Source organism: Nonomuraea sp. NPDC049141 (assembly GCF_040648415.1).
Taxonomy (GTDB): domain Bacteria; phylum Actinomycetota; class Actinomycetes; order Streptosporangiales; family Streptosporangiaceae; genus Nonomuraea.
This window is the reverse complement of sequence record NZ_JBEZDR010000011.1, coordinates 178611-191480: the sequence shown is the minus strand read 5'-3', so window position 1 is coordinate 191480 and position 12870 is coordinate 178611. Positions and strand designations below refer to the sequence as shown.

Below are 12870 nucleotides of genomic sequence, written 5' to 3'. Positions count from 1 at the left end.
ATTGTGAGTGATCCATGTCTCATCCCCTGACGCGCGTGCTCGCCCTTCTCGAACTCCTCCAAACGCACGCAGGACTCACCGGCACCCAGCTGGCGGACCGCCTGGGCACTGATGTCCGCACAGTGCGCCGGTACACGGCGCACCTGCGGGAGCTCGGCATTCCGGTGGAGTCCGATCGTGGCCGTTACGGCGGCTACCGGCTGGCCCGCGGCTACCGGATGCCGCCCCTGGTGCTCACGAATGACGAGGCCCTCGCGGTCGTCCTGGGTCTGCTCGCTGGAGAGCGGCTGGGCATGAGCAGCACCGCACCGGCCGGCGCCGGCGCCTTGGCCAAGATCGAGCGAGTACTGCCGCAGGCCCTGCGGGAACCGCTCGCCGCCATGCGCGACACCCTGTCGTTCACCGGCAACACCGTGAACGCGCAGGTCCCCGAAACCGGCGTCCTGCTGGCTCTGGCCCAGGCCTCCCGCTCCCATCGAAGCGTCGCCCTGCGCTACCGTTCCTGGCGCCAGGAACACAGCGAACGCGACCTCGACCCGTACGGAGTGGTCTTCCACGCCGGGCGCTGGTACGTCATCGGCCACGATCACCTTCGCGACAGTCTGCGCACGTTCCGCATCGACCGAATCGCCTCCATCACACCCCGCGACGCCACCTTCACCACCCCCGCCGGCTTCGACCCGGTCACCCACCTCATCGCCACCCTGGCACAGGCCCCCTACCGCTGGGAGGTCGAAATCCTCATCGACGGCCCTCTTGGCGAGATCGCGCGACGGCTACCGAACAGCGTCGCCACTCTCACCGCCCAACCCAACGGTGTCCTGATGCGCGCCCGGGCGGAACGGCTCGACGGCATGGCCCACCTCCTCGCCTCCCTGGAATGGCCCTTCACCATCCATAGCCCCGACGAACTGCGCCAAGCCCTCAAGGACCTGGCGCGTCAACTCACCGCGGCGGCCGAACGACAACCGGAAATCCTGGCGCGGTAAATCACGGATTTACCGCGGTCAGATCGCCGCCGTCTGGCGCCTGGAGGCTCCTGCATGAGAGCGCGGCCAGGGTGGAGGAGGCGTGACTCGCAACTAATCGCCACACTCTCAGCGTCTGGCAATCAAGTACCGCGTCGAGGGGCTTGCCGGTGTCCGGCCCGAAGGCGGGGAGGCTCCGCGTCAGGCGGGACCGAGGACGCAGAACTCGTTGCCCTCCGGGTCGGCCAGGACCATCCACGGCGCGTCGCCCTGGCCGAGGTCGATGTCGGTGGCGCCGAGGGCCCGCAGCCGGGCCACCTCGACCGCTTGATCGTCACCGCGGTACGGCAGCAGGTCGAGATGGACGCGGTTCCACACGGTCGGCACACCGGGCGTGCGGAGGAACTCCAGATACGGCCCGACACCCTTGGCCGAGCGCAGCCGCGCATGATCGTCGGTCACTTCGCGCAGGGTCCAGTCCATGGCCTCGTCCCAGAACCGGGCCATGGCCCGCGGGTCCGCGCAGTCGACCACCACCGCGGCGATCGGCCCGGTGTCCCGGTAGATCTCCCGAGGCTCCAGCACGCAGAAGACGTTGCCCTCCGGGTCGGCCAGAACCGTCCACGGAACGTCGCCCTGACCTACATCGGCGGGCGTAGCGCCGAGATCCTTCAGGCGCGCGACCAACTCGGCCTGATGGGCCGCGGAGGTGGTGGCGAGATCGAGGTGTACGCGGTACTTCACCGTTTCGGGGTCCGGGACAGTCACGACATCGATGTAGAAGCCGGCGGGGTCCGGCCAGACGAGACCCTCGGGCTCGAGGTTGGTCACGCCGGGTCCCTCGCTGGAAAGACCCCAACCGAGCGCCTCCGCCCAGAACCGGCCGAGCGCCGCGTCATCCCGAGCCTTGAAGTTCACCTGAACAAGCCTCAGCGCCATGCCGCCGATCATATGCCCAACGGATGAAACGGGATTAACCGCGCATTTTCCACTCAACTGACGGTAACGGGCAGGGCGGGGACCAGATTGTCGGAACCCCGTCCCCGCGGCCGCTCAAGTTCCCGAGGCGAAGAGCCGGCTCACCCCTCCTCGGCACTTGGCGCGAAAACGCGTTGCCAGGGATGCTCGCAAAACGTATGGTTTTGCGCTCGTGATCACACTGGTGGAGCGAGTCCTGCCTGCTCGGCTGGGGACAGGATTTCGGTGGTTGCTGGCCTCGAGCTGGCTGACGAATCTCGGTGACGGGGTCGCGGCTGCCGCGGGCCCACTGCTGATCGCGACGTTGACCCGCGACCCGCTGCTGATTTCGCTGTCGGCCCTGGTGGGCTGGGCGCCGCCGCTGCTGTTCGGCCTGTACGCGGGCGTGCTGTCAGATCGGTACAACCGGCGCAGGATCGTGCTGGTCGCGAACACGGTGCGCGCCGTGTTGCTGGCAGCGCTCGTCGCGCTCATGGTGACCGGCACCGTGACCGTGGCGACGGCGCTGGTGGCGCTCACGCTGCGATCCATCGCCGAGGTGTTCGCCGACAACGCGACAGCCACGCTGACTCCCATGATGGTCGGCAAGGACGATCTCGTCATCGCCAACGCCCGCCTGGGCACGGCGTTCATCACGCTCAATCAGCTCGCCGGGCCGCCGATCGGTGCGGCACTGTTCGGCCTGGGCTTGACCTGGCCGTTCGCGGCCCAGTTGCTCCTGGTGGTGGCGGCGATCGTCCTGGTCTCCCGGATCACGCTGCCGCCGCACGGCCGACAGGCCGACGACCCCGTGATGCCTGACACCGTACGGGAACTGGTCGCCGGGTTCAGCTGGACCATCCAGCACGCGGCGGTCCGCACGCTGGCGCTCACCATCCTGATCTTCAACTTCACGTTCGGCGCGGCCTGGTCGGTTCTCGTCCTCTACACCCAGGAGCAGCTCGGCCTCGGTGCCATGGGCTTCGGTCTGATGACCACCATCGGCGGGATCGGCGGCTTGATCGGCACCGGTCTGTACGGGGCCATCACCCGCAGGGTGAGCCTCGGCGCCCTGATGCGGATCGGACTCATCATCGAAACGTTCACCCATCTGGGCCTGGCCCTGACCCATTCGCCATGGGTCGCCGGGAGCATCTTCCTGGCCTTCGGCGCGCACGCCTTCATATGGGGGACGACCTCGGTCACCGTCCGCCAGCGCGCGGTCCCGCGCGAACTGCAGGGCCGGGTGGGCAGTGTCAACACCGTCTGCGTTTACGCCGGTCTGGTGGTCGGCTCGTTGATCGGCGGTGTCCTGGCCACCCGCTTCGGTGTCGCGGCGCCCTTCTGGTTCGCATTCGCTGGTTCCGCGGTGTTCGTGGTGCTGCTGTGGCGGCAGCTCATGCTCATCGCCCACGACGATTGAGATGTGACGATTGAAATGTTCGGTGGACGCCTAAGCATGCCTTTCCGAACTCGTCACTCGTCGCGAGGGGTGCCGCTCGCGCCACGAGCGGCACCCCGGGAGCGCTGCGTCAGACGAGCTTGCTGTAGATCCGGGACGGGATCGCCTGGGCCGCGCCCTCCCGGCCGAACTCCTGGTAGACCCGCGACGTGAGCTCCATGGCCTTGGGGGAGTAGGCGGGGTAGAAGCCCTTACCGCACTCCAGGTCCTTCAGCGCCGCCTTGATCTCCTTGTCCAGGTACGGCCTGGCCTGCGCGGGCTTCAGGTTCGGCCGGAAGATGACGTTCTCGCCCTTGGGTTGCTCGCCCTTCCACGCCTTCTTGGCGACGTCCGAAGCCTGCCGCACGATCTTCGTGTGGCTCAGACCGTCCAGCTCGGTCGGCTCGGTCCGGCTGACGCCTAGGCACGCGGCGAACTGCTTGCCCAGCTGGACGAGCTGCTTGTCCTGGTCGAGGACGCTCAACGATTTCCGCACCGCCGCTTCGAGCTGGTCGTAGTAGTCCTCCTGGGAGGTGACGGTCTTGCCCAGCACCTCCTTGACCGCCGCAGAGAAGCAGGACTCGTCGGCGGCGCGCCACTTCTTCAGCTGGCCGGCCGAGAGCGACATCAGCATCTTGTTGTTCGGGTTCTCGTGCTGAACGGGGTTGACGACCTTGTCCTTCGGATAGACGTTCGGGGACCAGACGCCGAAGCCGTACTTGGCCCGGTACGCCCGCAGCGCCTCCAGGTCGCCCGCGAGCCGCTCCTGCTCTCCGGGCTGCCACGTGTACCGAGGCTCCGGCGAGGCGACGTAGTCCAGGCCCCGCTCGGTCATGCAGGCGACGCGCTTGGCTTCCAGCTGCGTCTGCTTCTCGTACGCGGCCGCGTCCCCCGATGGCGGCGAGGTGAGGCCGCCGAACGAGCCGGCGAGCAGAGTGGCCGCGACTGCCTTGGCGATGAACATGGATGTTCTCCTTCTTCCTTGAGGGCATGCCGGATCGATCTGAGGGCATGCGGAACAGAACTCACGGCCGCAAAGGCCGGATCAGGGGGAAAGTCTCAGCAGGGGATCTTCATGCGGGACGCCTTCGGCGACACCTCGGGCAGGCCGGGGGCGAGATCGACGGCGAGCACGGCGGTGCCGGTTACCGCGCTCTTCTTCTCGGTGTACTCGCTGTCGGAGGACACTTTCACCTCGCGGTCCCTGGTGTTCACCGTGCGTTCGCCCAGGTATTGGTAGGTCTTCCGGTCGAAGATCAGCTCGGACCGGGTGCCGTTGCCCTCGTCCATGGCGACGGCCAGGCCGGGGCGGCCGGCGGCGTCCACGGCGTCGTGGATGAGCACGATGCCGTCCAGCCCGGCGGCGACCTGGTACAGCGCGGCGCTCAGGCTGGGCCGTACCACGGACTCGCGGACCAGGCTCTGAAGGGAGCGCCAGATGCGCAGCGGCTCCTCTCCCGTGTCGGCCACGATCTTCGCGCGTGCCTGGGCGGGGTCCGTCGGCCAGGCGCCCAGCCGCGCGTACGCCGGCTGGCCGGGACAGGCTCCCGACTCGGACACGATGTCCTCCACGCCGCGGTCCCAGTACGTGCGGGGCGCCGGTCCCGTGGCCGACAGGTTCTGGCTGCGGCTCAGCCAGGGCTTGCCCACGTCGGCGGCCTCCCAGCGCTCCTCGCTGACCAGCACCTTGGTGTAGAGCGTCCGGCCCGACTTGTCCGTGGTGTACAGGCTGTGCTGGGCCAGCATCTTGGTGTGGACGTACTGGCCGCGCGCCGGCACCGTGTCGGGCCGGCCGGCGGCGGCCCGCGCGGCCAGGGTGAGCAGCGCCTGAGCGTCGGCCGGAGGGGCGGCGATCAGGAAGCCGGGGGTACGCGGGTCGGAGCCACCCAGGCTCACCTGGGTGACGATGATTCCGCCGGTGAGCATCACCGCCATGGCGCCGACCAGGGCGACGCGCCGGACCGGCGGCGCGGACGGCCACCTGCGGCGCGGACGGTGAAACCGTGACGCCTGTGCGGTGCGGAGGAGGCGGTCACGCCCCTTCGCCGCCGCCTCCGGCGTCGGCTCGGGCTCCGCGAACACGGCCTCGATCAGCTTCAGCTCGTCCATCACCATTCCCCGATCGGGTTGACGTCGCCCAGTGTCTCGCGCAGCTTCTTGCGTGCCCTGTTGATCCGGGACCCGACGGTCCCCACTGGTATGTCCAGGGCGGTGGCGATCTCCTCGTAGCCCAGCCCGCCGAACACGAGCAGGAACACCACGTCGCGATCGCCCTTCGCCAGGCCCTTCAGCCCCCGTACGAGCTCCGGCCGGCTGGCCTGCGCCGCGAGCTGCGAGGTCACCCGATCCTCGTGCCCGTCGGCGGAGTCCTCAGCCGCGATCTTGCTGAGCGCGTTCAGGCGGCGGCCCTCCCTGCGGCGGTGCCGGGCCACGACATTCGTGGCGATGCCGAATAACCACGACCGCACGGTGCCCCGCTGCGGGTCGAAACCGTGCCTGCCGTTGAACGCGAGCAGGAAGGCGTCCGCGACCAGGTCCTCGGCCTGCTCGCTGCCGAGCCGGGCGGCCAGATAGCGGTAGACCTCCTTGAAGTACCGGTCGTACAGGAGGGCGAAAAGCTCGGGATTGTCCAGCGACTGCTCGACCACGGTGACGTCTTCCATCACATCGCTGGCGTCAGGTGGTGCAGTCATGGCGTCCTTCCGAAGGCAACTGTCGTCCAGTGTTCGCCGCTCGGCAGGTTTTCTTCACGCCAATTTCCCGAAACCTCGCATCACATGACAGACGGTGTGCGCATGCTGCGCGGCTCGGTATGGCCGCATGCGACCTCACGGGTACACGGGTTGGCGTCCACTTCGTGCCGGCCCGTTCGGAGCCGTGATCTCGTGGTTGGAAAAGGATTGGACGCGATGATGCTCGGGCTTGTAGCTTCCAGTTGACCGTGACACCGCCCGAGGAGGTGAGACCCATGAACGCTATAGCGATGTGGGTGCTCCCCCTTTCCGTCACGGCCGGGCGATTGACGTAGGTGTCGCCGGGAGCGCCTCACCAACAAGGCACTCCCGAAAGGCAACACCTATGCACTCCCAGCAGGTAACCGCCGAGCCGCCGTCGAACGACAGGGCCGAGCGTGACTCCACGGTGGGCGACGTCCCCGGAGTTCTCCGGTCGCCGGCCTCCGGCGCCGATCGCGCGCCCCTCATCTTCGATGTGATCATTGCCGGGTGCGGGCCGACCGGTGCGATGCTGGCCGCCGAACTGCGGCTGCACGATGTGCGGGTACTCGTTCTGGAGAAGGAAACCGAGCCCGTGTCGTTCATCCGCATCGTCGGTCTGCATATTCGCAGTCTCGAGCTGATGGCCATGCGCGGACAGCTGGATCGCCTTCTCCAGCATGGAAGACAGCGTCCGGCCGGCGGTTTCTTCGCCGCCATCCCCAAACCCGCGCCCAAGGGCCTGGATTCCGCGTACGCCTATCTGCTGGGTATGCCGCAGCCGGTCATCGAACAGCTGCTGGAAGAACGCGCGATCGAGCTGGGTGCGCAGGTCCGGCGCGGTTGCGCGGTCGCCGGTTTCGAGCAGGACGACGAGGGTGTGACCGTCGAGCTGGCCGATGGGGAACAGCTGCGTTCGCGCTATCTCGTCGGCTGTGACGGCGCGCGTAGTACGGTGCGCAAACTGCTCGGCGTCGGCTTCCCCGGCGAGCCCTCACGGACCGACACGCTCATGGGCGAGATGAAAGTGGGTGTGCCGCAGGAAGAGATCACCGCCAAGGTGACCGGAATCGGCCAGACCCATCAGCGATTCTGGCTCCGGCCCTTCGGCGAAGGGGTCTATAGCGTCATAGTCCCCGCCGCGGGAGTCAGCGACCGCGCGGAACCGCCCACCCTCGAGGATTTCAAACAACAGTTGCGCACCATCGCCGGAACCGATTTCGGCGTGCACTCCCCGCGCTGGATGTCCCGCTTCGGGGATGCCACCCGGCTGGCCGAACGTTATCGGGTCGGGCGGGTGCTGCTGGCAGGCGATGCGGCACACATCCATCCACCCACCGGCGGACAGGGCCTCAACCTGGGCGTTCAGGACGCATTCAACCTCGGCTGGAAACTGGCCGCACAGATCCACGGCTGGGCCCCGGAAACACTGCTGGACACCTACCAGGCCGAACGTCATCCGGTCGCCGAGGACGTGCTGGACAACACCCGCGCCCAGATGGAACTGCATTCCACCGAACCGGGCCCGCAGGCCGTGCGCAGGCTGCTCACCGAACTGATGGACTTCGACGAGGTGAACCGCTATCTGATCGAGAAGATCACCGCGATCGGCATCCGCTACGACTTCGGCGAAGGCCCTGACCTGCTCGGCCGCCGCCTGCGCGACATCGACGTGAAACATGGCCACCTCTACGGTCTGCTGCATCTCGGCCGCGGCCTGCTGCTGGACCGCACCGAACGCCTGACCGTCGGCGGCTGGTCAGACCGGGTCGATTACCTCGCGGATCCCACTGCGGAACTGGATGTTCCGTGCGTCCTGCTACGCCCTGACGGCCACGTCGCCTGGATCGGCGACGATCAGCAGGACCTGGACGACCACCTCTCCCGCTGGTTCGGCAAGCCCGCCAACTGATGTGGCCTGAGCAACCGAACGGCCAGTAGCGACTGACCATCGGAAGGCTGGACGCAGCATCAGCCGTGGTGCTCCGACGCCAGGGTCGGCCTGCGCACCATCATGGCCGACCCTGGTCAGTGGCGAGGGCGCGGTTGAACTAGTCGATGCCTTCTCGATTTCTGCGACGCCCCAGCCCCTTAGGTCGTACGCAGGCTCTTGGGACAGCCTCAGCCGGACGTGCGTGGGCGGATCGCGTCGCGCAGGAGGAGCGTGGTGACCACGCTGCTCACCCCGGTCAGGGCGATCGCGAAGCCGACCGAGAGGAATTCCGCGAACACGCCGAAGACCAGGGGTCCGATCCCCTGGATGGTCATGGTGGTGGTGTTGAGCAGCGCGAAACTCTGTCCCTGAAGGTCGGACGGGACCGCCTCCAGGAAGCGTCGCTGCAGGCCGAGCAGGTAGGCGGATCCCATGCCAGTGATCACGTACACCGCGGCGATCGCCGGATGTGGCAGGTCCAGGATGAGCGCGATCGAGGGCGTGCCCATGACCAGCAGCAGTGGCAGGACGAGTCGTTCTCGGGTGGCAGGCGCGAACGCTCGCCCCACCACGACGTCGCCGATGAGCATGCCGACTGACGTGGCTGCCAAGAGGAGGCCGGTCTCCGTTGGGCTGAACCCACGCTGCGCGGAGTACGGGATGAGCAGGCTTCCCGCTGCGGCCAAGTACGCGGCGGGCAGGCACTGGACCATGATCAGCTTGGTGACCCCGGGGGCGGCGACGAGCGCGGCGTTACCTTGCCAGGTCTTACGCACGATCGACCCGCCCGCGCGGACCACCTCGAAGCGCGACAGAAACAGGCGGCTGATCACCAACGCGAGCAGGTGCGCCCCTGCGGTGACCAGCATCGTCCGCTCCACGCCCAGCCAGGCGATCAGCGCCCCACCGGCGGCCATGCCCACCAACTGCGCCGCAACCGCGACGAGGTAGTTCAGCGAACGCCCGAGCACGTAGGTATCGCCGGCGAGGATCTCCGCCAGGACCCGGCCCGCGGCCCCGGTGATGACCGGTGTCAGGCAGGCCACGGCCGCGACGAGGAGCAGGCTGACCGCGACCGGGAGGTGCCCGAACGCGAGCAGCAGCCCGACCGCGCACTGGAGAGCGTAGCCCGTGGTGATGAGGGCCCGCGGCGAGAACCGGTCCGCCATCGCGGCAAGAAACAGGCCGCCTGCGGCTTGGGGGAGGAAGCCGATCGTGAACGCCACCGCCGTCAACAACGGAGAGTTCGTCTGGCTGAACACCAGCACCGCCAGCGCGACGGACCGCAGCGTGTCCGACATAACGCCAAGCAGCCGAGCTGCGAACAGGGCACGGAACTGTGTGACCGCGAAGACCTGGCCATAGGTGGCCTTCGTCGTGAACTTATCGGTCATGGACTGGGATGCTCCCGAAACTTTCTTGGGCCGAACCGTGTCTACCGGTTGATCGCGGTGGTTTTGCTCGTCAGTTTCGACAGCGCTCGGGGACTGAGTCTGGAGGGCGTCGTGTCCGGCATGAAGGGATCATGGTTCACCCCGGCTGTCACCTCAACTGCTTTTCAGCCCGGGGATTGGTCCTCGCGCTCAGCCGGCGGCGAATCCTTGATCACGTGAGCGCCCAGCCAAGCCGCTCAGCCTGTGCAAGGCATCTTGGCTACCCACAGTGCCCCGCAACGCCGCCACCGAAGAGGAACGCGCGGGACAGCCGGCACTGAGGAACAGGCGAATCATCGTGCTGGGACTGGTCGCCTTCGCACTGTCCACCGCCGAAGGGGCTGCCTACGACTGGTCCGACCTGCACCTGCGCAACGTCATCGGAGCCGCGCCCAACGTGGCCGTTACTGCGGGTTCCTCCCAGGACCCTCACTCATCGGATTCATGGCCCGGGTCACGACTCTCCGAATCGCCCTGATCGTCCCGGTCGCGTGCGCGGAGCGTGTTCGGCCCGTTGATCGCCGAGGCGCTTGCTCCACAGGGCGAACATCGGGCCGACGCCCTGTGGCAGCGACTGGCCGCAGGAGGTGTCGACCTCGGAGTGGAGCAGCAGCGCGGGCAGGTCGTCGGCGCCGGCCACGGCGTAGTTGAGGTGGATCTCGCCGGTGCCGAAGGTCCGCTCAGGGAAGTCGTGCGCGACGTAGGTGCGGTCGGGGTCGTAGCGGTGGCGGGTCCTGGGGTGCTGGGTCACGGCGTGGTGGCCTGGCCGAGGATCGACTGCAGGGCCTGGGACAGCTGGGCCGCCGTGTCGGCAGGCTCCTGGGCGCGCCAGGCGACGAACCGGTCGGGACGGACCAGGACCGCTCCGGCCGGGCCGTGGCCGCGGTGGCGGGTCCAGGTGGAGCGCGGGTCGAGCAGGTCGCCGTCCAGATGCCCGACGCGGACGGCGTCCAGCGGCCAGGCGTCGGCGAGCTTCGCGGCGGCCCGGCACCAGTCATGGCCGTCCTCACCGGCGATGAGCAGGAACCTGCCCGGCCGGACAAGGTCGTGGACGGGCAGGCGGTGGCCGTGGTCGTCTTCCAGCCAGGCGTGCGGCAAGGGGTGGCCGGGCCGGGCGCACGGCTGGTAGAGGCGGATCGGGTCGGGATTGTCCGGTTCGGGGGTGCCGTCGCCGACGATGGCGGCCGAGGCGTAGGTGTAGCCGTACTCGATGTTGTGCTCGTTGAACTCCATGGACTGCCCCGCGATGGCGCGTCGGACAGCGCGGGCGTATTCGGCGTCCTCGGGCAGCCCGCTCCACAGGCGGCGCATCTGCCGCCAGTTCGTCTCCGGATCGGCCCCGGGCACGATGCTGGCGGCCTGGCTGGTGACGATGTGGTTGAGGGCGTTCTCGACCGAGCGTTGCACGTTACGGGCGGTGACGGGCTTGCGCTCGGGCTCGTAGGTGTCCAGGAGCCGCTCGTCGGCGTGGCTGTGCAGGACGGCGGCGAGTTTCCAGGACAGGTTGGCGGCGTCCTGGATCGCGGAGTTGAGGCCGAGGCCGCCGGTGGGCGGGTGACGGTGGGCGGCATCGCCGAGCAGGAAGACGCGGCCGTCGCGGAAGCGGTCAGCGACCACGCCCTCGATGGACCAGCGGGTGATGAGGTGCACGGTGAGCGGGTGGTCCTCCAGGCCGAGCGCGGTGCGCAGGTCGGCGGCGACCTGCTCGTCGTCGAGGCCGCGCGGGTCGTCGGCGGCGTAGTTGAGGTGGACGACCCATTCCTCCGAATCGGGGCCCCAGTGGTCGGGCCCCATGGGGACCATGGTGGCGCCGCCGCCGGTGTGGGGGAGGGTCAGCCAGCGGATGAGCACCTCGGGGTCGTGGGCGAAGGCCGACAGGTCGGCCGACAGGTGGACGGTGGCGATGCGGGCCAGGTCGCGGGCGCCCTCCATGACGACGCCGAGCCGGCGTCCGACGGTGCGGCCACCGTCGCAGGCCAGCAGGTAGCGGGCGCGCACCTCGTAGGTGTGGCCGCTGCCGCGCTCCAGGACGGTGGCGGTGACGCCGTCGGCGTCGGTGGTGAAGGTGGTCAGCTCATGGCCGAAGCGGATGCGGCCGGGGGCCAGTTCCTCGGCGCGGGCCTTGAGGATGGGCTCCAGCCGGATCTGCGGCAGGTTGGTCTGGCGCTGAGAGCTGGCGGCGGCCCAGTCGTCGGACAGGCCGCCGCAGCCCCATGACTCGACCAGGCCGAAGCGGCGGCCGTAGTCGCCGGTGGGGCCGGCCAGGCCGGCGTACCAGCCGGAGTAGCGCATCTGCTCGGGCGGGGTGCCGCGCTCGTAGATGGTCTCGGAGATCCCGAGGTCGGAGAGGATCTCCATGGTGCGCTGGTTGAGCACGTGCGCCTTGGGCAGCACGGACGTGGCCTGCAGGGAGCTGACGAGCAGGTGGTCGACGCCGAGGCGGGACAGCAGCATGGAGGCGGTCAGGCCGGCGCCGCCGCCGCCCACGATGAGCACGTCAAGCATGGGGTGCCTCCTTCAGGCGGGGGAACAGCTCGCGGGCGTTGCGGTGGTTGATGGCGTCGTCGTCCGCCCAGGTGTTGAAGTAGGTGACGGCGAGTTCGGGGGCGAAGGGCCAGTCGCTGCCGTACAGGACGTGGCCGGGCTTGGCGAAGGCGAGCAGGGAGGGCAGGGCGGCTGGGCTGGCGGACAGGGCGGTGTCGAAGTAGAAGCCGGCCAGGTTTGCCAGGACCTGATTCGGGTCGCGGCCGGTGTCGCCGAAGACGGTGATGGCCAGGCGGTGGGCGGCGTACGGGACGAATCCGCCGGCGTGGGAGAGGATGAAGCGGATGTTCGGGAAGCGCCGCGGCACGTCGTGCTTGACCAGGGTGAAGGCGGCGCGGGTGGTGTCGAGCAGGAAGTCGGCGGCGAACGGCGGGATACCTTCGACCGTGGGCCCGGGCAGTTGGGCGGGGTGGACGAAGACGACGGCGGCGTGCTCGTCGAGGGCGGCCATGAGCGGGTCGAAGGCCGGGTCGCCCAAGTAGGCGCCGTGGCTGTTGGCCAGCAGCATCACCCCGTCGGCGGACAACTCGTCCAGCGCGTGGGCGGCCTCGGCTACGGCGGCCTTGACATCGGGCAGGGTCAGTGTGGCGAAGAAGCCGAACCGGCCGGGGCGGTCGGCGGCGAGCTGTGCGGCGTACTCGTTTGCCTGCCGGGCCACATACGCGGCATCGCTCCCGTCACCCAGGAAGGCGCCGGGCGTGGTCAGCGACAGGATCGCGGTGGCGATGCCTTGGCGATCCATCAGCTCCAGCGCCTCGGCGGGACTCCACGCCGGGAGCGGTCGCCCGCCCGGCGCGTCCACGCCGTGGGATTGCAGCCAGCGGGCGTACGGCTCGGGGACCAGGTGCTGGTGAACGTCGATGCGGCCGGTCATGCGGAT

11 protein-coding genes are annotated in these 12870 nt (G+C 68.7%); 3 read left to right on the top strand and 8 right to left on the bottom strand.

Translation table 11 applies throughout. From position 1 onward, the window contains the following. Nucleotides 1-14 precede the first annotated feature (14 nt). Nucleotides 15-989 (top strand): YafY family protein, encoded by a 975-nt coding sequence (locus AB0B91_RS31995; protein WP_358327410.1) that lies wholly within the window; start codon nucleotides 15-17, stop codon nucleotides 987-989. A gap of 180 nt (nucleotides 990-1169) precedes the next feature. Here the strand turns inward: AB0B91_RS31995 and AB0B91_RS31990 are convergent, their stop codons facing one another. Further along, the gene (locus AB0B91_RS31990; protein WP_358327408.1) at nucleotides 1170-1907 is read right to left on the bottom strand and encodes a VOC family protein; all 738 of its coding nucleotides are present in this window, start codon (nucleotides 1905-1907) and stop codon (nucleotides 1170-1172) included. A 211-nt stretch (nucleotides 1908-2118) separates the two neighbouring features. Between AB0B91_RS31990 and AB0B91_RS31985 the strand changes: the two genes are divergently transcribed. Beyond that, on the top strand, nucleotides 2119-3348 hold the full coding sequence (locus AB0B91_RS31985; protein ID WP_358327406.1) for an MFS transporter: 1230 nt from the start codon (nucleotides 2119-2121) through the stop codon (nucleotides 3346-3348). A 109-nt stretch (nucleotides 3349-3457) separates the two neighbouring features. Here AB0B91_RS31985 and AB0B91_RS31980 read toward each other — a convergent pair whose 3' ends face one another. The 3 genes from AB0B91_RS31980 to AB0B91_RS31970 all read right to left on the bottom strand — a co-directional run bounded on the left by AB0B91_RS31980 (nucleotide 3458) and on the right by AB0B91_RS31970 (nucleotide 6059). Then, nucleotides 3458-4330, bottom strand: coding sequence for a hypothetical protein (locus tag AB0B91_RS31980; RefSeq protein ID WP_358327404.1), 873 nt, complete (start codon nucleotides 4328-4330; stop codon nucleotides 3458-3460). A gap of 95 nt (nucleotides 4331-4425) precedes the next feature. After that, nucleotides 4426-5475 carry a CU044_5270 family protein gene (locus AB0B91_RS31975; RefSeq protein WP_358327402.1) on the bottom strand — a complete coding sequence of 350 codons (1050 nt, stop codon included), beginning with the start codon at nucleotides 5473-5475 and terminating at the stop codon, nucleotides 4426-4428. Then, entirely contained in the window at nucleotides 5475-6059 is a 585-nt protein-coding gene (locus AB0B91_RS31970) for an RNA polymerase sigma factor (RefSeq protein WP_358327400.1), read from the bottom strand. The genes AB0B91_RS31975 and AB0B91_RS31970 overlap by 1 nt, the downstream gene beginning before the upstream one ends. 508 nt (nucleotides 6060-6567) lie before the next feature. Between AB0B91_RS31970 and rox the strand changes: the two genes are divergently transcribed. Next, entirely contained in the window at nucleotides 6568-7992 is a 1425-nt protein-coding gene (gene rox / locus AB0B91_RS31965) for a rifampin monooxygenase (protein WP_358327891.1), read from the top strand. A gap of 209 nt (nucleotides 7993-8201) precedes the next feature. On the opposite strand, the gene AB0B91_RS31960 is transcribed toward rox, so the two are convergent. From AB0B91_RS31960 to AB0B91_RS31945, 4 genes are all read right to left on the bottom strand, one after another. Then, nucleotides 8202-9407, bottom strand: a complete 1206-nt coding sequence (locus AB0B91_RS31960; protein WP_358327398.1) for an MFS transporter — start codon at nucleotides 9405-9407, stop codon at nucleotides 8202-8204. Between the two features lie 493 nt (nucleotides 9408-9900). Further along, nucleotides 9901-10197, bottom strand: a complete 297-nt coding sequence (locus tag AB0B91_RS31955) for a hypothetical protein (RefSeq protein ID WP_358327396.1) — start codon at nucleotides 10195-10197, stop codon at nucleotides 9901-9903. Further along, the gene (locus AB0B91_RS31950; protein WP_358327394.1) at nucleotides 10194-11951 is read right to left on the bottom strand and encodes an FAD-dependent monooxygenase; all 1758 of its coding nucleotides are present in this window, start codon (nucleotides 11949-11951) and stop codon (nucleotides 10194-10196) included. Before AB0B91_RS31950 ends, AB0B91_RS31955 begins: the two co-directional genes overlap by 4 nt. Further along, nucleotides 11944-12864: an amidohydrolase family protein gene (locus AB0B91_RS31945; protein WP_358327392.1), complete on the bottom strand. Its 921-nt coding sequence runs from the start codon at nucleotides 12862-12864 to the stop codon at nucleotides 11944-11946. Before AB0B91_RS31945 ends, AB0B91_RS31950 begins: the two co-directional genes overlap by 8 nt. Nucleotides 12865-12870: the final 6 nt, after the last annotated feature.